The 21,487-nt window shown below is 70.1% G+C and carries 21 protein-coding genes and 1 riboswitch; of the genes, 15 read left to right on the top strand and 6 right to left on the bottom strand.

What is annotated here, in order from left to right; all coding sequences use genetic code 11:
- Positions 1-165 precede the first annotated feature (165 nt).
- From J7E93_RS35110 to J7E93_RS35155, 10 genes are all read left to right on the top strand, one after another.
- Positions 166-774, top strand: coding sequence for a CDP-alcohol phosphatidyltransferase family protein (locus J7E93_RS35110; RefSeq protein ID WP_215074092.1), 609 nt, complete (start codon positions 166-168; stop codon positions 772-774).
- Between the two features lie 118 nt (positions 775-892).
- Positions 893-3,388, top strand: a complete 2,496-nt coding sequence (locus J7E93_RS35115; RefSeq protein WP_215074108.1) for a mannose-1-phosphate guanyltransferase — start codon at positions 893-895, stop codon at positions 3,386-3,388.
- Between the two features lie 101 nt (positions 3,389-3,489).
- On the top strand, positions 3,490-4,419 hold the full coding sequence (locus J7E93_RS35120) for a DUF881 domain-containing protein (protein WP_215074093.1): 930 nt from the start codon (positions 3,490-3,492) through the stop codon (positions 4,417-4,419).
- Entirely contained in the window at positions 4,416-4,748 is a 333-nt protein-coding gene (locus J7E93_RS35125; protein WP_158985233.1) for a small basic family protein, read from the top strand. Before J7E93_RS35120 ends, J7E93_RS35125 begins: the two co-directional genes overlap by 4 nt.
- Positions 4,749-4,753: 5 nt before the next feature.
- On the top strand, positions 4,754-5,647 hold the full coding sequence (locus J7E93_RS35130; protein ID WP_215074094.1) for a DUF881 domain-containing protein: 894 nt from the start codon (positions 4,754-4,756) through the stop codon (positions 5,645-5,647).
- An 82-nt stretch (positions 5,648-5,729) separates the two neighbouring features.
- Positions 5,730-6,671, top strand: coding sequence for an FHA domain-containing protein (locus J7E93_RS35135; RefSeq protein WP_215074109.1), 942 nt, complete (start codon positions 5,730-5,732; stop codon positions 6,669-6,671).
- Between the two features lie 29 nt (positions 6,672-6,700).
- On the top strand, positions 6,701-7,444 hold the full coding sequence (locus tag J7E93_RS35140; RefSeq protein WP_215074095.1) for a MerR family transcriptional regulator: 744 nt from the start codon (positions 6,701-6,703) through the stop codon (positions 7,442-7,444).
- Between the two features lie 53 nt (positions 7,445-7,497).
- The gene (locus J7E93_RS35145) at positions 7,498-7,971 is read left to right on the top strand and encodes a bifunctional nuclease family protein (RefSeq protein WP_215074096.1); all 474 of its coding nucleotides are present in this window, start codon (positions 7,498-7,500) and stop codon (positions 7,969-7,971) included.
- 198 nt (positions 7,972-8,169) lie between these two features.
- Entirely contained in the window at positions 8,170-8,799 is a 630-nt protein-coding gene (locus J7E93_RS35150) for a MerR family transcriptional regulator (protein WP_215074097.1), read from the top strand.
- A 127-nt stretch (positions 8,800-8,926) separates the two neighbouring features.
- Positions 8,927-10,324: a DNA polymerase IV gene (locus J7E93_RS35155; RefSeq protein ID WP_215074098.1), complete on the top strand. Its 1,398-nt coding sequence runs from the start codon at positions 8,927-8,929 to the stop codon at positions 10,322-10,324.
- A 329-nt stretch (positions 10,325-10,653) separates the two neighbouring features.
- Here the strand turns inward: J7E93_RS35155 and J7E93_RS35160 are convergent, their stop codons facing one another.
- Positions 10,654-11,019 carry a PRC-barrel domain-containing protein gene (locus tag J7E93_RS35160; protein ID WP_308368907.1) on the bottom strand — a complete coding sequence of 122 codons (366 nt, stop codon included), beginning with the start codon at positions 11,017-11,019 and terminating at the stop codon, positions 10,654-10,656.
- 114 nt (positions 11,020-11,133) lie between these two features.
- Positions 11,134-11,232: riboswitch (glycine riboswitch) on the top strand.
- Between the two features lie 177 nt (positions 11,233-11,409).
- On the opposite strand from J7E93_RS35160, the gene gcvP reads away from it, so the two are divergent.
- Positions 11,410-14,295 carry an aminomethyl-transferring glycine dehydrogenase gene (gcvP, locus tag J7E93_RS35165; protein WP_215074100.1) on the top strand — a complete coding sequence of 962 codons (2,886 nt, stop codon included), beginning with the start codon at positions 11,410-11,412 and terminating at the stop codon, positions 14,293-14,295.
- A gap of 87 nt (positions 14,296-14,382) precedes the next feature.
- On the opposite strand, the gene J7E93_RS35170 is transcribed toward gcvP, so the two are convergent.
- Positions 14,383-14,589 carry a DUF5999 family protein gene (locus J7E93_RS35170; protein WP_137990635.1) on the bottom strand — a complete coding sequence of 69 codons (207 nt, stop codon included), beginning with the start codon at positions 14,587-14,589 and terminating at the stop codon, positions 14,383-14,385.
- A 334-nt stretch (positions 14,590-14,923) separates the two neighbouring features.
- The gene (locus tag J7E93_RS35175) at positions 14,924-15,529 is read right to left on the bottom strand and encodes a hypothetical protein (protein WP_215074101.1); all 606 of its coding nucleotides are present in this window, start codon (positions 15,527-15,529) and stop codon (positions 14,924-14,926) included.
- A 479-nt stretch (positions 15,530-16,008) separates the two neighbouring features.
- Between J7E93_RS35175 and J7E93_RS35180 the strand changes: the two genes are divergently transcribed.
- Both J7E93_RS35180 and J7E93_RS35185 read left to right on the top strand, forming a co-directional pair.
- A complete protein-coding gene (locus J7E93_RS35180) occupies positions 16,009-17,508 on the top strand; it encodes a glutamate-cysteine ligase family protein (protein ID WP_215074102.1) in 1,500 nt (499 codons plus the stop codon).
- Between the two features lie 122 nt (positions 17,509-17,630).
- The gene (locus tag J7E93_RS35185) at positions 17,631-18,428 is read left to right on the top strand and encodes a CPBP family intramembrane glutamic endopeptidase (protein WP_374105474.1); all 798 of its coding nucleotides are present in this window, start codon (positions 17,631-17,633) and stop codon (positions 18,426-18,428) included.
- Positions 18,429-18,491: 63 nt separating this feature from the next.
- Here the strand turns inward: J7E93_RS35185 and J7E93_RS35190 are convergent, their stop codons facing one another.
- Positions 18,492-19,301, bottom strand: a complete 810-nt coding sequence (locus tag J7E93_RS35190) for a PhzF family phenazine biosynthesis protein (protein ID WP_215074103.1) — start codon at positions 19,299-19,301, stop codon at positions 18,492-18,494.
- A gap of 182 nt (positions 19,302-19,483) precedes the next feature.
- On the opposite strand from J7E93_RS35190, the gene J7E93_RS35195 reads away from it, so the two are divergent.
- Positions 19,484-20,128 carry a PadR family transcriptional regulator gene (locus J7E93_RS35195; RefSeq protein ID WP_215074104.1) on the top strand — a complete coding sequence of 215 codons (645 nt, stop codon included), beginning with the start codon at positions 19,484-19,486 and terminating at the stop codon, positions 20,126-20,128.
- 68 nt (positions 20,129-20,196) lie between these two features.
- Here the strand turns inward: J7E93_RS35195 and J7E93_RS35200 are convergent, their stop codons facing one another.
- Positions 20,197-20,625, bottom strand: coding sequence for an SRPBCC family protein (locus J7E93_RS35200; protein ID WP_215074105.1), 429 nt, complete (start codon positions 20,623-20,625; stop codon positions 20,197-20,199).
- Between the two features lie 77 nt (positions 20,626-20,702).
- On the bottom strand, positions 20,703-20,912 hold the full coding sequence (locus J7E93_RS35205) for a hypothetical protein (RefSeq protein ID WP_215074106.1): 210 nt from the start codon (positions 20,910-20,912) through the stop codon (positions 20,703-20,705).
- 196 nt (positions 20,913-21,108) lie between these two features.
- Here J7E93_RS35205 and J7E93_RS35210 point away from each other — a divergent pair.
- The coding region (locus J7E93_RS35210; protein WP_215074107.1) for a peptidase at positions 21,109-21,487 on the top strand (379 nt) is incomplete at its 3' end.

Consider the following 21,487-nt stretch of genomic DNA (forward strand, 5'->3'; position numbering starts at 1 on the left):
GGACGCCGCCGAACAATCATTAGCCTCAACCCCCGGACCTCGTCCGGGGGTTGAGGCATTTTTGCGTTCAAAAGGGGGCCGGCTGACCCCTGTGCATCCCTCCGTCACGGCTGAAGGTAAGGTCAGGGGGAAAATCGTTGGCACGTTCCCACAGGAGGCACCCGGGTGGAGGTCCAGGAGACTCGCGTTCAGACGGACCGGGTCCTCACCATCCCCAACATCCTCAGCATGGCCCGCCTCGTCGGCGTGCCCGTCTTCCTGTGGCTGATTCTCCGTCCTGAGTTCGGTGGCCCCAACAGCGATGGCTGGGCCCTGCTGGTGCTGATGCTCAGCGGTGTCAGCGACTATCTGGACGGCAAGCTGGCCCGGCGTTGGAACCAGATCAGCAGCCTCGGCCGGCTGCTCGACCCGGCCGCCGACCGGCTGTACATCCTTTCCACCCTCGTCGGGCTCACCTGGCGGGAGATCCTCCCGCTCTGGCTCACCCTGGCCCTTTTGGCACGCGAGCTGATGCTGCTGGCGATGGTGGGAATCCTCCGCCGGCACGGCTATCCGCCGCCGCAGGTGAACTTCCTCGGGAAAGCTGCGACATTCAACTTGATGTACGCGTTCCCGCTGCTGCTGCTCAGTGACGGGAGGGGCTGGCTTTCGTCACTCGCTGAAGTTTTCGGGTGGGCCTTCGCCGGATGGGGTACAACTCTGTATTGGTGGGCAGGGATCCTCTACGTGGTCCAGGTCCGCCGACTCGTCAAGGCGGATACCGCGGCCGATTGAGCCCGACAGTCCCGTGCCGTGCAACGTCGCCGGCATGAACGAGGATGCCCCAGGGGCCACTGAGCGGACAGGGTGAAGTCGGCAGGACCGTCGTCTCTTGAAGGAGGACGCTTCCGACATGAAGGCCGTCGTGATGGCCGGTGGCGAAGGAACCCGACTTCGCCCCATGACCTCAAGCATGCCCAAGCCTCTTCTGCCGGTGGCAAACCGGCCGATCATGGAGCATGTCTTGCGACTGCTCAAGAGGCACGGTCTCAACGAGACCGTCGTCACCGTGCAGTTTCTCGCCTCGCTCGTCCGAAACTACTTCGGAGACGGCGAGGAGCTCGGTATGGAGCTCACCTACGCCAACGAAGAGAAACCGCTCGGTACCGCGGGGAGCGTGAAGAACGCCGAGGAGGCACTGAAAGACGATGCCTTCCTCGTCATCTCGGGCGACGCGCTCACCGACTTCGACCTCACCGACCTGATCTCCTTCCACAAGGAGAAAGGGGCCCTGGTCACCGTCTGTCTGACCCGGGTGCCGAATCCGCTGGAATTCGGCATCACGATCGTGGACGAGGAAGGAAAGGTCGAGCGCTTCCTCGAGAAGCCGACCTGGGGACAGGTCTTCTCGGACACCGTGAACACCGGTATCTACGTCATGGAGCCCGAGGTCTTCGACTATGTCGAGGCCGACGTTCCGGTCGACTGGTCCGGTGATGTCTTTCCGCAGCTCATGAAGGAAGGCAAGCCGATCTACGGCTATGTCGCCGAGGGCTACTGGGAGGACGTCGGCACCCACGAGAGCTACGTCAAGGCGCAGGCCGACGTACTCGAAGGAAAGGTCCAGGTCGAACTCGACGGCTTCGAGATCTCGCCCGGTGTGTGGGTCGCGGAAGGGGCGGAAGTCCATCCCGACGCCGTGCTCCGAGGGCCGCTCTACATCGGTGACTACGCCAAGGTCGAGGCCGGCGCAGAGATCCGTGAGCACACCGTGATCGGTTCGAACGTCGTCGTCAAGACCGGTGCCTTCCTGCACAAGGCGGTCATCCACGACAACGTCTACATCGGTCCGCAGAGCAATCTGCGGGGCTGCGTCATCGGGAAGAACACCGATGTCATGCGGGCCGCCCGGATCGAGGACGGCGCCGTCATCGGGGACGAGTGCCTCGTCGGTGAGGAATCGATTGTTCAGGGGAACGTGCGCGTCTACCCCTTCAAGACGATCGAGGCCGGTGCCTTCGTCAACACCTCCGTCATCTGGGAGTCGCGCGGCCAGGCGCACCTCTTCGGGGCGCGCGGGGTCTCCGGCATCCTCAACGTGGAGATCACGCCCGAGCTGGCCGTACGGCTCGCGGGCGCGTATGCGACCACGCTGAAGAAGGGGTCGACGGTCACCACCGCACGTGACCACTCCAGGGGTGCGCGTGCTCTGAAACGGGCGGTGATCTCGGCGCTGCAGGCCAGCGCCATCGACGTACGGGACCTGGAGAACGTACCGCTGCCCGTGGCGAGACAGCAGACCGCCCGCGGCAGCGCCGGCGGGATCATGCTGCGGACCTCGCCCGGTGTGCCGGACTCCGTGGACATCATGTTCTTCGACGAGCGTGGAGCGGATCTGTCGCAGGCCGGTCAACGGAAGCTGGACCGGGTCTTCGCTCGTCAGGAGTACCGGCGGGCCTTCCCGGGCGAGATCGGGGACCTGTCCTTCCCGGCGAGCGTCTTCGACTCGTACACGGGCTCACTGCTGCGGAACGTCGACACCTCCGGGATCGCGGAGGCAGGACTGAAGGTGGTCGTCGACGCCTCCAACGGCAGTGCGGGTCTCGTGCTGCCGAGCTTGCTCGGCCGGCTGCAGGTGGACTCGCTGACGATCAACCCGGGGCTCGACGAGGCCCGGCCCACGGAGTCGATCGAGACGCGGCGGGCCGGACTCGTACGGCTCGGGGAGATCGTGGCCTCCGCACGGGCGGCGTTCGGTGTGCGGTTCGACCCGGTGGGTGAACGGCTCTCGCTCGTCGACGAGCGGGGTCGGATCATCGAGGACGACCGCTCGCTGCTCGTCATGCTGGACCTGGTGGCCGCCGAGCGGCGCTCCGGGCGGGTGGCGCTGCCCGTGACGACCACGAGGATCGCCGAGCAGGTCGCGGCCTACCACGGCACCCAGGTGGAGTGGACGACGACCTCGCCGGACGATCTGACGCGGGTCGGGCGCGAGGAGTCCACGATCTTCGGTGGTGACGGCCGCGGTGGCTTCATCATCCCCGAGTTCAGCAGCGTCTTCGACGGTGCGGCCGCCTTCGTACGGCTGATCGGTCTGGTGGCACGGACGCAGCTCACGCTGAGCCAGATCGACGCCCGTATCCCGCGGGCGCATGTGCTCAAGCGGGACGTCGCGACGCCGTGGGCGGTCAAGGGCCTGGTGATGCGCAGGGTGGTGGAGGCGGCCGGTGACCGGTCCGTGGACACCACCGACGGGGTGCGGGTGGTCGAGGCGGACGGGCGCTGGGTGATGGTGCTGCCCGACCCGGCCGAGGCCGTCACCCATCTGTGGGCTGAGGGGCCGGACGACACCTCGGCCCAGGCCCTGCTCGACGAGTGGTCGAGTGTGGTCGAGGGCGCAGGTCGCTGACGGTTGCCGGCCGGTGAGCCGGGAGGTGTCCTCGGGACGCCTGCCGGCTCATCGGTGGGGCCATTCGGCGGTAGCCCCGCCGACGTGCGACGATGTGCGGCATGTCGCAGCAGCACCCCGTACGGAGCACCGGATCACCGCCCGCGCGTCCGGACGCGTCCATGTCGCTGCTGAACAACGTGATGGACCACGCTCTCGACGACGGTTACGCGGAGGCGTCGGCCCGGCGTGAGGCGGAGGGTGGGGGACTGCCCCGCACGCTGCGCGCCAAGCTCGGGCTCGCCGCCGGTCTCGTCCTGGCCGCGGCCGTGGTCACCGTGGGCGCGGCCGAGGCGCGGATCTCCGCGCCGGTCGTGGCCAAGGAGCGGCAGGAGCTCATCGACCGGATCGAAGCGGAGACCTCGGCGGCCGACCGGCTGGAGCAGGACGTCGAGAAGATCCGCGACGAGGTCGGAGAGCGGCAGCGCAAGGTGCTGGAGCAGCACGGCGGCGACCAGGCCGAGCTCGTGGCGCTCCTCTCGGGTGCCACGCCCGTGCGCGGGCCGGGTGTGAAGCTCGTCGTGGACGACGCCAAGGACACCGAACAGGGCGGCGGGGGCCCGCGGGAGAGCAGTGGGTTCTCCGACACCGGCCGGGTCCGCGACCGGGACATGCAGCGGATCGTCAACGGTCTGTGGGAGTCCGGCGCCGAGGCCGTGGCGATCAACGGCCAGCGGTTGACGTCGCTGTCCGCGATCCGGGCGGCGGGTGACGCCATACTGGTCGACAACAAGCCGCTGGTACCGCCGTACACGGTACTGGCCGTGGGGGACGGGCAGCGGTTGAGCACCGCGTTCCAGGACAGCGCCGACGGACAGTACCTGCACGCGCTGCAGGAGAACTTCGGGATCCGCACCAGCATCTCGGCCGAGGCCGAGGTGCGTCTGCCGGCCGCGCCGAGCCTGATCGTACGTACAGCAGTGCCGAGGGGAGCCGGGGCGGCCAAGGCCACCGGACAGGCCACGGCCGACACAGGGAAGGGCACATCTTGATCGCCGTACTGGGCCTGATCGTGGGAGTGGTGGTCGGACTTTTCGTCCGGCCCGAGGTTCCGGCGGTGGTCGAGCCCTATCTTCCGATCGCCGTGGTCGCCGCCCTCGACGCGGTCTTCGGCGGGCTGCGGGCCATGCTCGACGGGATCTTCGTCGACAAGGTCTTCGTGGTCTCCTTCCTGTCGAACGTGGTGGTGGCGGCGCTGATCGTCTTCCTCGGCGACAAGCTGGGCGTGGGCGCGCAGTTGTCGACCGGTGTCGTCGTCGTGCTCGGCATCCGGATCTTCTCCAACGCGGCCGCCATCCGGCGGCACGTCTTCCGGGCGTGAGGCCGATGAGCAACGACGACACGCCTCAGGATGAGAGCCCTCGGAACGAGAGCCCTCGGAACGAGAGCTCCGAGAACGGGACTCCTGGCGGCGAGACTCCTCAGAAGGGGACTCCTGGGAACGGGAGTCCTGAGAAGGCGGCTCCTCAGGACGAGACGCCGGTGAACGAGGAGCCGCAGCTGACCGGGCGGCAGCGGCTCGCCGCCGGGCTGTGGCCGCCGCGGGTGAGCAGGGCCCAACTCATCGTCGCCGTACTGCTGTTCGTCCTCGGACTCGGACTCGCCATCCAGGTGCGCTCCACCAGCGACAACAGCGCGCTGCGCGGAGCCCGCCAGGAGGACCTGGTGCGGATCCTCGACGAGCTCGACGACCGCACACAGCGCCTGGAGGACGAGAAGACGCGGCTCGGGACCCAGCGCTCGGAGCTGGAGACCAGCTCGGACCAGGCCGAAGAGGCCCGGAAGCAGACCCAGGAGAAGGAGCGGCAGCTCGGCATCCTGGCCGGCACGGTTGCCGCCGAGGGCCCCGGTATCACCCTGACGATCGCGGACGGTGCGGGAGCGGTCGAGTCCGACATGCTGCTCGACGCGATCCAGGAGCTGCGTGCGGCCGGTGCCGAGGCGATCCAGATCAACGACGTACGCGTGGTCGCGGACAGCTATTTCTCCGGCGGCGACGGTTCGATAGAGATCGATGGAACGAAGGTGACCGCTCCGTACGTCTTCAAGGTCATCGGCAAGCCCGAGGATCTCGAGCCCGCGCTCAACATCCCGGGTGGAGTCGTCCAGACCCTGGAGAAGGAGCAGGCCACGGCGTCCGTGGCCCGGTCCCAGAAGATCGTTGTGGACGCCTTGCGACCTGCGAAGCGGCCTGACTACGCTCAGTCGTCCTCGCAGTGACGCGGGGGTGCATGGCGGTCGCGCGACAAGGGCAAGACGTTGCGGGGGGTCGCCGCACCACAAGCGTGGTGCGTGGTGGAAACTGTCCGGAGGATACGGACGTTGTGAGGATGTCCGGGTCGGCAGGTGTGTTCATTCAGGGTTCGTCCTGCCCCACGGGCGGGTCTGTTTCGGTCAAGGGGAATCGCCCGTGAGTTTTTTTGCGAAGTTGTTCGGCAAGAGCGCACGCGAGGACGGCGGCAACGCCAAGCACCGCGCGTCGCGCCATGCCCAGAGCGAGGAGCAGGGTGGCGAGCGCCCGCTCTTCCGTGACGAGGTCGGTAGCCAGGGCGGTGACATTTCGGGCGCACAGGGCGCGTCGTCTGTTGACCCTGCCGGTGCCGGCCGCATAGGTTTCGGAGAACCATCAACCTCAGGTACGGGTGGAGGGTTCACCCCCGACCCGTATGCGACCCAAACCTCCGCGGGTCGACCGCGGCAGGAGGATGCGTCCATGCCGGTGTGTACGAGGTGCGGTCACCGCAACGCCGCGGACAGCCGTTTCTGCTCCCACTGCGGCACGCCGCTGAGGGGCGGGGCGCCCGCGGAGCGCGCGTCCGAGACGACGTCGACGATCTCGATCTCGGGTCTTGAGGCCTACGACGCGGAGGTCACCGGCCAGACCGCGGTGCCGTCCCTCTCTCCCGAGGCGCTGGCAGCGGTCGAGGCCCTGCCTGCCGGTTCGGCACTCCTTGTGGTGCGGCGCGGTCCGAACTCGGGCAGCCGCTTCCTGCTGGACGGCGAGCTGACCACGGCCGGCCGCCACCCGCAGAGCGACATCTTCCTGGACGACTTCACCGTGTCCCGGCGCCATGTCGAGTTCCGGCGGGCGCAGGACGGCAGCTTCACGGTCGCCGATGTCGGCAGCCTCAACGGTACGTACGTCAACCGCGAGCCGATCGACTCGGTCGTTCTGTCCAACGGCGACGAGGTGCAGATCGGCAAGTACCGCCTGGTCTTCTACTCGAGCCAGCGAGGCGTCTGACGCCTCGGAGAAGCCTTCAGGGAAGGTCCATGCTGCGAACACCGACGGGCGGTGCCGGACACGGCACCGCCACCGCGGGCGACCGGCTGGTCAGCATCGGTACGGTGCTGAGCCAGCTGCGCGACGAGTTTCCCGAAGTGACCATCTCCAAGATCCGTTTCCTGGAGGCCGAGGGGCTCGTCGAGCCCCGGCGGACGGCCTCCGGGTACCGGAAGTTCAGCCCGCAGGACGTGGAGCGGCTCGCCCAGATCCTGCGGATGCAGCGGGACCACTATCTTCCGCTGAAGGTCATCCGCGAGCATCTCGACGCCCTTGCCAGGGGCGAACAGGTCAAACTCCCGTCGCCCAGCCCGCAGCGGGACCTGCTCGACGGGGCGTGGGATCCCGAGAGCGACCGTCCGACCGCCGCGCGGGTGGGCCGGGCCGAGCTGCTCGCCGCCGCTGAGGTGACGGAGGAGGAGCTCGTGGAGTGGGAGTCGTACGGACTGCTCGCCCCGGGAGCCGAGGGCGGGTACGACCCCGAGGCGATCACCGTCGCCCGTCTGGTCGCGGATCTGGGCAGATTCGGTCTGGAACCGAGGCATCTGCGGGCGGTCAAAGCCGCCGCCGACCGGGAGGCGGGACTGGTCGAACAGATGGTCGCGCCCCTGCGTCGGCACCGTAATCCGCAGACCAGGGCCCATGCGGAGGCCACCGCCAAGGAGCTCGCCGGGCTCTCCGTACGGCTCCATGCGGCGCTGGTCCAGACCGCTCTGGGGATCCGGCTGCAGTGATCTTGGGGGAGCCCGACTACCCAAACCGGCCGAGCACGTCCTAGGGTTGCTGTGTGAACGAGCTCGACGTTGTGGGTGTCCGGGTGGAAATGCCCTCCAACCAACCGATCGTGCTCCTGCGTGAAGTGGGAGGCGATCGGTACCTCCCCATCTGGATCGGACCTGGGGAGGCGACCGCCATCGCCTTCGCCCAGCAGGGCATGGCCCCTGCCAGGCCGCTGACGCACGACCTCTTCAAGGACGTCCTTGAAGCCGTGGGCCAAGAGCTCACCGAGGTCCGCATCACGGATCTCCGTGAGGGTGTCTTCTACGCGGAGCTGGTCTTCGCCAGCGGTGTCGAGGTGAGCGCAAGGCCCTCCGACGCGATAGCGCTGGCCCTGCGAACCGGGACACCGATCTTCGGCAGCGACGGTGTCCTCGACGACGCCGGTATCGCGATTCCGGACGAGCAGGAGGACGAGGTGGAGAAGTTCCGCGAATTCCTCGACCAGATCTCCCCGGAGGACTTCGGTTCCAGCAACCAATGACACGCGAGACCGGAGGTCCGGTCGGGGCGCTCTCCCGGGGGCGCGTCAGCGCATTCGAGTAGCCTTTCCCCGAAGAGAGACACGGGAAACCACTCTCAGGGTGATTATCACTCGGCGTGCCGAGTGTGGCGATCGTTGACGCACCCCGAGTGACTGCCTACCTTCGTGTGGGCAGGTCAAGGACGGAGGGTCGGCGTGATGAGCAGCGGCGACGGTACGGCAGGGGGCTCCCTCGGGCGGGCGCCCGGGGGGAGCGGTCCGTATCCGCTTCACGGCAGTGTGGGCGACCTCGGTGCGGCCGCGGGTGCGGGCGAGGATGGGGAAGCCGGCACGGACACGGTGGGATATCGCGGCCCGACCGCGTGTGCGGCGGCGGGGATCACCTATCGCCAGTTGGACTATTGGGCCCGGACCGGGCTCGTGGAGCCGAGCGTCAGGCCGGCCTACGGCTCCGGGACGCAGCGGCTCTACAGCTTTCGCGACGTCGTCGTCCTCAAGATCGTCAAGCGTTTTCTGGACACCGGTGTCGCGCTGCAGAACATCCGGGCCGCCGTGCAGCATCTGCGGGCCCGGGGTTTTCGCGATCTCGAGCGGATGACGCTGATGAGCGACGGGGCGACGGTCTACGAGTGCTCCTCGCCCGACGAGGTCGTCGACCTGCTCCAGGGCGGCCAGGGCGTCTTCGGCATCGCCGTCGGTGTGGTCTGGCGGGATGTGGAGGCGGCGCTCTCGCAGCTGCACGGCGAACGCGTCGACACCGGCGAGACGCTGATCGGGCACAACCCAGGGGACGAGCTCGCGCGGCGGCGGCGCGACAGGGCGGTCTGACCGGTCGGTCCGAGGGACCGCTGCCGCTGCGGCGGGGACGGTCCGCCGGGGCGCCCCCGGGCCTGCCGCGAGGGCGCCGTACGGGCGTCCGGGTCGATTGTCAGTGGCGTAGGGGAGCATCGGAGATGTGAGAGCCGCGCCGACGATCCTGCATCTGGACATGGATGCCTTCTTCGCTGCTGCCGAGCAGGCGGCGAAGCCGAGTCTGCGCGGAAAGCCGGTGGTCGTCGGAGGCCTCGGGCCGCGCGGGGTCGTCGCCACCGCCTCGTACGAGGCGCGGCGCTTCGGGGTGCATTCCGCGATGCCGATGGGCCAGGCGAGGCGTCTCGCGCCGAATGCCGCGTACCTGGTCCCGCGCTTCGCTTTCTACCGGGCGATCAGCGAGCAGGTCATGGAGCTCCTGGGGCGCCTCTCCCCGCTCGTGGAGCCGTTGAGTCTGGACGAGGCCTTCGTCGACCTGGAGGCCGGCGGAGCGGCCGACGACGGCCCCAGCGCCCGGGCGACCGGTGAGCGGCTGCGCCGGGACATCCTGGCCACCACGGGGCTGACCGGGTCGGTGGGGCTCGCGGGGTCCAAGATGATCGCGAAGATCGCCTCGGAGGAGGCCAAGCCGGACGGGCTCGTGCTCATCGAACCCGGGACGGAGCGGGAGCTGCTCGGGCCGAAGTCGGTGCGCATTCTGCCGGGGGTCGGGCCGGCGACGGGGGAACATCTGCGACGAGCCGGGATGACGACGGTGTCGGACCTCGCGGAAGCGGGCGAGGACGAGCTTGTACGGCTCCTGGGGCGGTCGCACGGGGCCTCGCTGTACAGGATGGCCCAGGGCTACGACGACAGGCCCGTGGTGGCCGAGAGAGACGCGAAGTCGGTCTCGGTGGAGGACACGTTCGACGTGGACCTGCACGACCGCGTGCGGATCCGCACGGAGGTCGAGCGGCTGGCGGAGCGGTGCGTGCGGAGGTTGCGGGGGTCCGGGCACTCGGGACGGACGATCGTGCTGAAGGTGCGGCGGTTCGACTTCTCGACCCTGACCCGCTCGGAGACGCTGCGGGGGCCGACGGACGACCCCGTGGTCGTGCGCGAGGCGGCGGCGCGGCTGCTGGAGGGGGTGGACACGACAGGCGGGGTGAGGTTGCTGGGGGTGGGGGTGAGCGGGCTCGCCGACTACACGCAGGAGGACCTGTTCGCCCAGGCGGAAGCGGAGGCGGGGGAAGGCTTCACGGAGGAGGCTTCCGCCGCGGTGGCGCCGGCCGAGGCCGAGGCGCCGGGCCCCGTCGAGCGGCGGTGGGCGCCCGGGCTCGACGTGCGGCACGCGGTGTACGGCGCCGGGTGGGTGCAGGGAAGCGGGGTGGGGCGGGTCACCGTGCGCTTCGAGGAACCGGGGTCGGCGCCCGGGCGGGTGCGGACGTTCCTCGTCGACGACCCGGAGCTGGAGGCGGCGGATCCGCTGCCGCTGGTGGGTGGCGGGGCGACGGGGGCGGCGGCGGTCGCCCAGGCATGCGCCCGGCCTGCGGCCGGGCTGTGATTCCCAGCCGCACCGCCCGTGCGCGCCGCGTCTGTCTGCCGGCGGTTGCTGCCGCACGGGGCAGGGGAGCGAGCCTGTGGGCAGCCGTGCTCGGTGTGGGGGACGGGCGTCGGCGACCGCGGCACGCCCCCGCTGCGGCGGCTGACGCGCCGCGTGTGTCTGCCGGCGTTGCGGCCGCACGGGGGCAGGGAGCGATCCTGAGGGGGCGGCCTGTGCTCAGCGTGGAAGGGCGGTCGTCGCCGATCGCGAGACCGCCCGGGCCGCGGCGGCTCCATGCCGTGATGGGTGCCTGCCGCCGACGACCGCAGTCTCGGGGGACCCGGCGGTGGTCAGTCGTCCTGGCCCGCCAGGTGGCCGAAGTCGTGGTCCGGGGGTGGGGCGGCGGGGAGGGCGAGGTTGTAGTGGCGGTAGAGCTGGAGTTCCTGTTCCGGGGAGAGGTGGCGGCCCACGCCGAAGTCCGGGGCGTCCTTGATCAGAGCCCGTTCGTACGGGACGTGGAGGCCGTCGTCGATCAGTTCGCTCGGCTCCAGGGGGACGAAGGCGTCCCGGCTGAACAGTCCCGTGCGGACCGCCGCCCACTCCGGGACTCCGGTGGCGTCGTCCAGGTACACCTCGTCCACGGTGCCGATCTTGTTGCCGTCGCGGTCGAACGCCTTGCGGCCGATCAGGCTGCGCGGATCGATGTCGGTCTGCACGGTCCCTCCAACAGGTCGCAACTCCTCTACAAAGACAACGAAAGTGCACATCTGGGATGTCGGCCACTTGAGCGATGGCAGTGGGAACCGCGCTGGTAGGCTGGCTGTGGCTGTCGACCCCGTGCGGGAGAGTCCTCCGGAGAAACCTTTCGGAGGCGCCGAAGGAGCAAATCCTCCCCGGAATCTCTCAGGCCCCTGTACCGCACGGACGAGGTCACTCTGGAAAGCAGGGCGGGCGTCCGACGGCATCCGCTCTCACCGACGGTGAAAGCCGGCCCGCCCTTCGGCGTGCCGGTGAAGCTCTCAGGTTGAGATGACAGAGGGGGAGGCCGTCCGGGCATCCGCGCCGTGGTGCCCTCGCAGGTCGTGACGACCAGGAGGCCTCCGTACATGACCGCCAACCGCACTCCGCTCTCCGAACTCGAACAGGGCATCCCGTTCGAGCAGCGGCACATCGGGCCCGACGCCGAAGCCCGGGCCAAGATGCTCGCGCACGTCGGCTACGGCTCTCTCGACGAGCTCACGGCCGCCGCCGTGCCGGACGTGATCAAGAACGCCGAGGCGCTGGGTCTGCCCGCCGCCCGCACCGAGGCAGAGGTCCTCGCCGAGCTGCGCTCGCTCGCCGACCGCAACCAGGTCCTCGCCCCGATGATCGGCCTCGGCTACTACGGCACCTTCACCCCGCCGGTCATTCTGCGCAATGTCATGGAGAACCCGGCCTGGTACACGGCGTACACGCCCTACCAGCCGGAGATCTCGCAGGGCCGCCTGGAGGCGCTCCTCAACTTCCAGACCATGGTCGCCGACCTCACCGGTCTGCCCACCTCCGGCGCCTCCCTCCTCGACGAGAGCACCGCGGCCGCCGAGGCCATGGCGCTCTCCCGCCGTGTCGGCAAGGTCAAGAACGGTGTCTTCCTCGTCGACGCCGACGCCCTGCCCCAGACCATCGCCGTCATCGAGACCCGCGCCGAGCCCACCGGCGTCGAGGTCGTCGTCGCGGACCTGAGCGAGGGCATTCCGGCCGACATCGCCGAGCGCGGCGTGTTCGGTGTGCTGCTGCAGTACCCGGGTGCCTCCGGCGCCGTCCGGGACATCAAGCCGGTCATCGACGCCGCCCACGAGCTCGGCGCGATCGTCACCGTGGCCGCCGACCTGCTCGCGCTGACGCTGCTCACCTCGCCCGGCGAGCTGGGCGCGGACATCGCGGTCGGCACCACCCAGCGATTCGGCGTCCCGATGGGCTTCGGCGGTCCCCACGCCGGCTACATGGCCGTCCAGGACAAGCACGCCCGCTCCCTTCCCGGCCGTCTCGTCGGTGTCTCCGTCGACGCCGACGGCAACCGCGCCTACCGCCTGGCACTGCAGACCCGCGAGCAGCACATCCGCCGCGAGAAGGCCACCAGCAACATCTGCACCGCGCAGGTGCTGCTCGCCGTCATGGCCGGCATGTACGCCGTCTACCACGGCCCCGACGGCCTGAAGCAGATCGCTCAGCGCGTTCACCGGTACGCCACCGTCCTCGCCGAGGGACTGAAGGCCGGTGGCGTCGAGGTCGTGCACGGCTCGTACTTCGACACCCTCACCGTCCGGGTGCCCGGCAAGGCCGCCGAGGCTGTCGCCGCCGCCCGTGAGGCCGGCGTCAACGTGTACCTCGTCGACGCCGATCACGTCTCGGTCTCCTGCGACGAGACCACCGGGCGCGCCGAGCTCGGCGCCGTCTGGAGCGCCTTCGGCGTCACCGCCGACATCGAGGCCCTGGACGCCACCGCCGAGGACGCGCTGCCCGCCGGGCTCCTGCGCACCGACGCGTACCTGACCCACCCGGTCTTCCACGCGCACCGCTCCGAGACGTCGATGCTGCGCTACCTGCGCAAGCTCGCCGACCGCGACTACGCGCTCGACCGCGGCATGATCCCGCTCGGCTCCTGCACCATGAAGCTGAACGCGACCACCGAGATGGAGTCGGTGACCTGGCCCGAGTTCGGTCAGATGCACCCCTTCGCGCCCGTGGACCAGGCCCAGGGCTATCTCACGCTCATCACCGAGCTGGAGGAGCGCCTCGCCGAGGTCACCGGCTACGACAAGGTCTCGATCCAGCCCAACGCCGGTTCGCAGGGCGAGCTGGCCGGTCTGCTGGCCGTCCGCGCCTACCACCGCGCCAACGGCGACCTGCAGCGCACCGTCTGTCTCATCCCGTCCTCCGCGCACGGCACCAACGCCGCCAGCGCCGTGATGGCCGGCATGAAGGTCGTCGTCGTCAAGACCGCCGACGACGGCGAGGTCGATGTCGCGGACCTGCGGGCCAAGATCGAGCAGTACCGCGACGAGCTGTCCGTGCTGATGATCACCTACCCGTCCACGCACGGTGTGTTCGAGGAGCACGTCGCCGACATCTGCGCCGAGGTGCACGACGCCGGCGGCCAGGTGTACGTCGACGGCGCCAACCTCAACGCGCTGGTGGGTCTCGCGAAGCCGGGCAAGTTCGGCGGCGACGTCTCGCACCTGAACCTGCACAAGACCTTCTGCATCCCGCACGGTGGCGGCGGTCCCGGCGTCGGGCCGGTCGGTGTGCGCGCGCACCTCGCCCCGTACCTGCCGAACCACCCGCTGCAGCCCTCGGCCGGTCCCGAGACGGGCGTCGGCCCGATCTCGGCCGCCCCGTGGGGCTCGGCCGGCATCCTGCCGATCTCCTGGTCGTACGTGCGTCTGATGGGTGGCGAGGGCCTCAAGCGCGCGACGCAGGTGGCCGTCCTCGCCGCGAACTACATCGCCAAGCGCCTGGAGCCGCACTACCCGGTGCTCTACACCGGGCCCGCCGGTCTGGTCGCCCACGAGTGCATCGTCGACCTGCGCCCGCTGTCCAAGGCGACCGGCGTCAGCGTCGACGACATCGCCAAGCGCCTGATCGACTACGGTTTCCACGCGCCGACGATGTCGTTCCCGGTGGCCGGGACGCTGATGATCGAGCCGACCGAGTCCGAGGACCTGACCGAGCTCGACCGCTTCTGCGACACGATGATCGCGATCCGCGGCGAGATCGAGAAGGTCGCGTCGGGCGAGTGGCCCGCCGAGGACAACCCGCTGCACAACGCCCCGCACACCGCGGCCGCGCTGGGCGGCGAGTGGAACCACCCGTACACCCGTGACGAGGCGGTCTTCCCGGCCGGTGTCTCGGCCGCGGACAAGTACTGGCCGCCGGTCCGCCGGATCGACGGTGCCTTCGGCGACCGCAACCTGGTCTGCTCCTGCCCGCCGCTGGACGAGTACGACAACTGAGCATGAGTCAGGGCCGGTTCGGAGGTCTCCTCCGGGCCGGCCCTTTGTCGTGTTCCCTCGTACGCGCGGCGCTCCGGCGTGCCCGCCTCAGGCGGCGGTCGTCACCCGGCCCGCGGTCAGCGGGCGGTGCGGGGCGATGATCTGTCCGTCCGGCAGCAGTTCACCGGTGTCCTCGAAGAGCAGGACCCCGTTGCACAGCAGGCTCCAGCCCTGCTCGGGGTGGTGTGCCATCAGACGGGCCGCCTCCCGGTCGGCGGAGTCGGCGGTGGGACAGGCTGGCTGGTGCTGGCACATGGATGGGTTCTTTCGCTGCGTCGTGGTGAATGTCGTCCTGCGGCTCGCTGCGGTGCTCATGGCCGCCCCCCGTTGTCGGTTCGGTTGGTCCAGTGTTCCCCCACGGACGTCGATCCGCAGGTATTTCACGGCAGCTCTTCCTACTGCATGAAGACGTATCACCCGCGCGGGCGGTTCAGCTCAACTGGGCGGTCTCTTCGGGTGGTTCGGGGTAGCCCCAGTGGGCTAGTCCGTACGGGGAGGGGTGTTCGACGCGGACGTTCGACAGCATCGCGCCCCGCGGCCCGGACGGCCGCGGGGCGGGAGCTGTGCTGTGCGCGTGTGTGGGGGCGGGTCAGGCCGCCGGCGCCGGCGTCCCCAGCAGGGGCGGCGGCGACGCGAGGCGCAGGGTCAGGACGGGCAGGAGATCGGCGACGCGGTGCGGACGGTGGGCGGCGATGCCCGGCGGCGCGGGGGCGAGCGGGACGAGCAGGTCGGCCGGGTCCAGATCCGCCGAGGCGCCGTCGGCCTCCGTGTCGCCGTGCAGCCACAGCGTGAGCATGTACAGCTGCGGTACGGAGAGCAGGCGCGGCTGGTACGGGGTGGGGAGCGTCTCCGCGTGGAGCAGGGCACGTTCCGTCGCGGTGACGTACGGGCCCTCGAAGAAGTGCGAGAAGGACCAGCCGTCGGGGGTGAGCATGGTGTCGGCGGCGGCGACGGCCCGGTCGGTGCCCCGGATGAGGAAGCGCCATCCGGCGAGCCGTGTGCGCGGTGCCTGCCCCGGCGGTACGGCCTGGTCCCGTACGTCGAGGACATGCACGGGCAGGGGCAGCTCAGGGCTCAGCGGTCCCTGGGCGGACCGGAGGGCGGGAGTTCGCGCCTCACGGACGGCGGTGGGGGAACCGAGGGCCGCGAGGACACTGCGCAGGGCCGGCCCGGGGGCCGGGGAGGGTCGGAGCATGATGGGTCGCCTCTCACTCAGGAGACACGGTGACGCGTGGGCAGGTACGACGGCGCTGTCAGCTGCCGGGCCGGAGGGGCCATGAGGCCATGGCCGGGCGCCAACACTCTGCCTCGTTCGCGGAGTTTATACGAGACGTGTTCACGCATTGTTTCCGCTAGCCGTCGGCGAGATTGCCGGCAAGGCTTCATCCGGCCTTATTTTTCGGGGCGGTTCGGTGGCTTCGGGGCGGGTGCGCCTCGTCTGCCTGCGGCGTCGTCGCGGATGCGGACGGCCGAATAGCGATTCCATCCTTCCGGCAATTATGGCGCTGGAATATGTCGAATGCCAGTGCCTTCGGGATGTGCCGGGGTGTGCTTCCTCCAGCCTATCGTTCGACGGTGCCACGCCGCAGGCGTTATGGATCAGTCGGCTGGGCATCATCGTCCGTGACACGCGCGGCCGTCGCCGCTGCCGACCGATCGGGGAAGGACGCTTCGATGGGCGAGAAGGTCGTGGCAGACGGGTTCGGCCTGTCCGATCGCCAGCGATACCGGAGGAAGCTCCAGCAGTGTCTGGCGGGGCTCGCGAGACTCTTGGCGGACAAGAGGTTCGACCGGCCGCGGAATCTGATGGGCCTGGAGATCGAACTCAATCTCGCGGGGGCCGACGGCATGCCCCGGATGGTGAATGGCGCCGTGCTGGACCGGATCGCGAGCTCCGATTTCCAGACGGAACTCGGAATGTTCAATCTCGAAGTGAACATCGCACCGCACCGGCTCGGCGGCCGGGTTTTCGACCGGCTCGCGGAGGAGCTGCGGACCGGTCTGGGATATGCCGACCGCAAGGCCCGCGAGGTCGATGCCGGTGTGGTCATGATCGGAATTCTGCCCACGCTCGCGCAGCGGGACCTCGTCTTCGAGAATCTCTCCGCCGTCGACCGCTACACCCTTCTCAACGACCAGATCGTCGCCGCGCGCGGCGAGGACTTCATGCTCGACATCCAGGGCGTGGAGCGGCTGACGTGCACCTCGACGTCGATCGTGCCCGAGGCGGCGTGCACCTCCGTGCAGCTGCACCTCCAGGTCACACCCGCCCGGTTCGCCGCGGTGTGGAACGCGGCGCAGGCCGTGGCTGCGGTCCAGATCGCCGTCGGCGCCAACTCCCCGTTCCTCTTCGGTCACGAGCTGTGGCGGGAGTCGCGGCCGCCGCTCTTCCAGCAGGCCACGGACACCCGGCCACCGGAGCTCCAGGCCCAGGGGGTGCGGCCGCGGACCTGGTTCGGGGAGCGATGGGTGGACTCCGCGTACGACCTCTTCGAGGAGAATCTGCGGTACTTCCCCCCGCTGCTGCCGATCTGCGACGAGGAGGACCCGCTCCTCGTCCTCGACCGGGGCGGGGTGCCGCGGCTGCAGGAGCTCGTCCTGCACAACGGCACGGTCTACCGGTGGAACCGCCCGGTCTACGGGTGGGTGGACGGGGTCCCGCACCTGCGGGTGGAGAACCGGGTGCTGCCGGCCGGGCCGACCGTGACCGATGTCGTCGCCAACGCGGCCTTCTACTACGGGCTCGTCCGGGCGCTCGCCGAGGACACGCGACCGGTGTGGAAGCGGCTGCCGTTCGAGGACGCAGCCGCGAACTTCGACGCGGCCTGCCGCCACGGGATCGAGTCGGAACTGCGCTGGCCGCGCCCGGGCCGGTCGGGCGGGGTGGCGAGCGTGCCCGCCGTACGCCTCGTCCTCGACGAGCTGCTGCCGCTGGCCGCGGCCGGCCTCGACGCCTGGCACGTGGAGCCCGCCGACCGGGATTTCTACCTCGGCGTGATCGAGGAGCGGTGCCGGGCGCGGGTGAACGGCGCCTCCTGGCAGGCCGACACCTTCCACAAGGCGTTGGAGACCGGCCTCGACCGGGACGCGGCCCTGGCGGCGACGACCCGTCGCTACGCCGAGCTGATGCACGCCGGGGAGCCGGTGCACACCTGGCCGGTGGGGATCGACTGAGCCGGCGCCCGGGGGTGCCCCGGCCGCCTCCACGGCATCAGGCCACCGGAATGGCGTCCGCACAGGCTCGTCGCGCATGATCTCCGTACCCGGAAAGCGATGGGGAAGTGGAGACAGGTGTGGTGTCGGATCAACGAGTGGTCGCCGGTTCCCTTTTCCCCGAGGGGGCGCCGCGCAGGGTCCTGCGGTCCGAGACGGTGCTCGTGCTCGCGCTCTCCCTCGGTGCGAGCGGTGTCTCGGCGCTCATCAGCTTCGTCGGCTCGCTGACCAAGCCGGGCGGTCTGAAGGACCAGGCGGCGACGCTCAACGGCTCGTACGCGCCCGGGCGGCCGTGGCTCGACCTCGCCTGGCAGCTCTTCGGCATCGCCTCTGCGCTCGTTCCGGTCGCGCTCGTCGCGCATCTGCTGCTGCGGGAGGGGGCGGGGCTGCGGGCCATCGGCTTCGACCGGTCCAAGCCGTGGCCGGACCTGCGGCGCGGCGCGCTGATCGCCGCCGGGATCGGCAGCGCCGGCCTCGCCTTCTATCTGGTGGCACGGGCGGCGGGCTTCAATCTGACGGTGGTGCCCGAGTCGCTGCCGGGCGTGTGGTGGAAGTACCCGGTCCTGATCCTGTCGGCGGTGCAGAACTCCGTACTGGAGGAGGTCATCGTCGTCGGCTATCTGCTCCGCAGACTGGGGCAGTTGGGGTGGACGCCGATGGCGGCCCTGGTGGCGAGCTCGGTGCTGCGCGGCTCGTACCACCTGTATCAGGGGATCGGCGGCTTCCTCGGCAACGTGGTGATGGGCGTCGTCTTCGTGTGGCTGTACCGCAGGTGGGGGCGGGTGGGGCCGCTGGTGGTGGCGCACGCGCTGCTCGACATCGTGGCCTTCGTCGGTTACGGGCTGCTGGCCGGGAAGGTCGACTGGCTGCCCACCGCGTAGCCGGCGGAACACGGAAGGGGCGTACGGCGACGGCCGTACGCCCCTTCGTCGTGCGCGGGCGGGTCAGGCGTGCAGCTCGCCGTCGATGACCGTGACCGCGTGGCCGGTCAGCAGCGTGCGGTCGCCGCGCAGGCGGGTGCGGACGATGCCGGTGCGGGCGCCGCCCTGGAAGCCGGTCAGCTCGTCGCGGCCGAGGCGCGCCGACCAGAACGGGGCGAGCGCGGTGTGGGCGCTGCCGGTGACCGGGTCCTCGTCGATGCCGACGCGCGGGAAGAAGCCGCGGGAGACGAAGTCGTAACCGCGCTCGGGCTGCGCGGCGACGGCCGTGGCGATGACGCCCCGCTCCGAGAGGTGTGCGAGGGCGGCGAAGTCCGGTGCGAGGGACCGGACGGCCGCCTCGTCCTGCAGCTCGACGACGAGGTCGCCGATGTGGGCGGCGGTGTCGTGGACGGAGACGATCTCCGCGCCCAGCGCCTTGGCCAGCCCTTCCGGGGCCGCGACGGGGGTCAGCGACGAGGTCGGGAAGTCCATGGTGACGGTGCCGTCCTCCTCGGCCGTGGCGCTGAGGATCCCGCAGCGTGCGGCGAACCGGACGGTTCCGGTCGCGGCCCCGGTGGTGTGCAGGACGTGGGCGGTGGCGAGCGTGGCGTGGCCGCACATGTCGACCTCGGTGGCCGGCGTGAACCAGCGCAGGGCCCAGTCGGCCTCGCCGCCCGCCGGGAGCGGGTGGGCGAAGGCGGTCTCGGAGAGGTTGACCTCGGCGGCCACCTTCTGGAGCCAGTGGTCGTCCGGGAAGGAGTCGAGGAGGAGGACCCCTGCCGGATTGCCGGAGAAGGGGCGGTCGGTGAAGGCGTCGACGATTCGGATCCGCATGTCAGGGACCGTACCGGGGCGGTGAAGCCGCAGGCCAAGGCCAATCCCGGGTGACTGGACCGGTCGGGGGAGCGTCCCGGGAGCGGTCCCGGTGGGCGCGGGGCTTGGTAAAAGAACTGTTCCGATATATCGTTGAGGCATCGCGACAGTTCGACGATGTACCCGATGGAAGGAGCGTTGCGATGCGTTCACATGGACACGAACACGGACACGGAGACTGCGGACCCGGCCCTCGCGGTCGGGGTGACTTCGGACGCGGCGAATTCGGCCGCGGCGACTTCGAGCGGCGGCGCGCCGCGTTCGGCCCCTTCGGGCCGGGCTTCGGCGGCGGACCGTTCGGCGGAGGTCCCTTCGGGGGCGGGCGTGGTCGCGGCGGTGGCCGGGGAAGGGCGCGCCGTGGTGACGTGCGCGCCTCGATCCTCGCGCTGCTGAAGGATCGCCCGATGCACGGTTACGAGATGATCCGGGAGATCGGGGAGCGCAGCGGTGGGGCGTGGAAGCCCAGCCCCGGCTCCGTCTACCCGACCCTCCAGCTCCTCGAGGACGAGGGTCTGATCGCCAGTACGAGCGACGGCGGCAAGAAGCTGTTCACGCTCACCGACGCCGGCCGCAGCGTGGCCGAGTCGGGGCCCGAGGCTCCCTGGGAGGATGCCGAGCGCGGTGTCGACTGGGAGGCCCTGAACGAGGTCCGGCAGGCCGGCTTCGGCCTGATGGAGGCGTTCGGGCAGGTCTGGAAGACCGGCAGCGCCGAGCAGCGGCAGAAGGCCGTCGAGGTCATCAACGAGGCCCGCAAGAAGCTGTACCTGATCCTGGCCGACGAGCACTGAGCGGACGGACCGGGACGGCGGAAGGGGCCCCGCGGAGCATCGCCGCGGGGCCCCTTCTCGCGCATGGCTCAGGTCACCAGGCCGGCCAGCTTGCGCAGCGACTCGTTCAGCGCCGCGGTGGCCGAGTCCTTCAGCTTGCCCGCCATCAGCGAGACGGCCGCGCCGGTGAACTCGCCGTCGATCCGGACGGTGGTGGCCTCCCCGTCCGCCGCGAGGGAGTAGCGCGTACCGACGTTGACGCCCATCGGGCCCTTGCCGCGGATCGCCAGCACCCTTGTCGTCTCCAGTTCCTCGACCGTCCAGGTGACCTCGGCGGGGAACCCCATGAGCTTCATGTTCTCGGCGAAGGTGGCGCCCGCCTCCAGCCGGGCGGGGCCGCCGTTCGGGAAGTTCGTGTGGGTGGCGTTCCACTCGCCGTACGAGGTGAAGTCCGTCAGCTGTGCCCAGACCTTCTCGGCCGGCGCGTCGATCCGTGCCTCGGCACTGACTTCGGCCATGCGACCACCCCTTCACGCGTTCACGTGTCGTCGTTGGGATCCGGTGTCGCGGAACGTAGCCGGGCGGCGGCGAACATTCAATACTGATGAACCGTCAGTTCTTCGATGTCGCCGATCCACCACATCTGCGCCGCGTCGAACCAGTCGGAGGCCCGAGGCCCCCCGCTCTCGTCGTGGCAGTGGAATGCGGCCCAGAAGAGGTCGGCCGGCAGCGCTTCCCGCGGCGCGTACACGCGGTAGACGTACTGCCGCCCGTCGAGTGCGAGCAGCGCGACCATCCAGAACATACCCGGGAGACGTAACGGAAGGGGGCCGTGGTTGCGCCCGGGGCGCAGAGCAAGGCGGCGCGCGCCCCCGAGACCGACTTCCCGCAATCTCCTCCCCAAGGAGGAGGAGCCGTACGTCCGTGCCCAACCGCCGTGGGATGCGCACATGCTTCTCCTCGGGGATGTTCCGGCCGTCATGGCCTGATGAGGTGGGAGAGTGCAAAGTCCCGTCCCTCGCGTGCCCCGGCAGTCCGCCGCCCGGCCCGCGGACATCGAGCCGGGCCCGACCGCCGCGCTCGCCATGGTCGTGGCCGGTGCGCGCCGCCGAGCGCTGCGCGACGGGGACCGGCAGATCGACACCGCCCATCTGCTGCACTCCCTCATCGAGTCCGACCCCGACGTGGGGCCCGCCTTCGAGGGCGGCTCCCAGCTCGCCCGGGTCCTCGGCTACCTCGTCCAGCGCTCCATCGGATACGGGCTGCGCTGGCAGCGCTCGGTCGAGGAGCCGGGCGCCCGCTGCGTCGTACGGGAGGCGGAGGCGGCCGCGGCCGGCTGGTCGCCCGCGGCCGCGGCGGCGATGTCCCGCGCCCGGGAAC

The sequence above is a fragment of the Streptomyces sp. ISL-36 genome (assembly GCF_018614205.1).
In the GTDB taxonomy this organism is placed as follows: domain Bacteria; phylum Actinomycetota; class Actinomycetes; order Streptomycetales; family Streptomycetaceae; genus Streptomyces.

Bases quoted from the DNA above. Each gene is read 5' to 3' on its own strand.
- J7E93_RS35130 (WP_215074094.1), top strand. From the start codon at position 4,754: ATGAGCAACGACGACACGCCTCAGGATGAGAGCCCTCGGAACGAGAGC.
- J7E93_RS35180 (WP_215074102.1), top strand. From the start codon at position 16,009: ATGGGCGAGAAGGTCGTGGCAGACGGGTTCGGCCTGTCCGATCGCCAG.
- gcvP (WP_215074100.1), top strand. From the start codon at position 11,410: ATGACCGCCAACCGCACTCCGCTCTCCGAACTCGAACAGGGCATCCCG.
- J7E93_RS35170 (WP_137990635.1), bottom strand. From the start codon at position 14,589: ATGTGCCAGCACCAGCCAGCCTGTCCCACCGCCGACTCCGCCGACCGG.
- J7E93_RS35195 (WP_215074104.1), top strand. From the start codon at position 19,484: ATGCGTTCACATGGACACGAACACGGACACGGAGACTGCGGACCCGGC.
- J7E93_RS35205 (WP_215074106.1), bottom strand. From the start codon at position 20,912: ATGTTCTGGATGGTCGCGCTGCTCGCACTCGACGGGCGGCAGTACGTC.
- J7E93_RS35120 (WP_215074093.1), top strand. From the start codon at position 3,490: ATGTCGCAGCAGCACCCCGTACGGAGCACCGGATCACCGCCCGCGCGT.
- J7E93_RS35175 (WP_215074101.1), bottom strand. From the start codon at position 15,529: ATGCTCCGACCCTCCCCGGCCCCCGGGCCGGCCCTGCGCAGTGTCCTC.
- J7E93_RS35140 (WP_215074095.1), top strand. From the start codon at position 6,701: ATGCTGCGAACACCGACGGGCGGTGCCGGACACGGCACCGCCACCGCG.
- J7E93_RS35115 (WP_215074108.1), top strand. From the start codon at position 893: ATGAAGGCCGTCGTGATGGCCGGTGGCGAAGGAACCCGACTTCGCCCC.
- J7E93_RS35200 (WP_215074105.1), bottom strand. From the start codon at position 20,625: ATGGCCGAAGTCAGTGCCGAGGCACGGATCGACGCGCCGGCCGAGAAG.
- J7E93_RS35190 (WP_215074103.1), bottom strand. From the start codon at position 19,301: ATGCGGATCCGAATCGTCGACGCCTTCACCGACCGCCCCTTCTCCGGC.
- J7E93_RS35150 (WP_215074097.1), top strand. From the start codon at position 8,170: ATGAGCAGCGGCGACGGTACGGCAGGGGGCTCCCTCGGGCGGGCGCCC.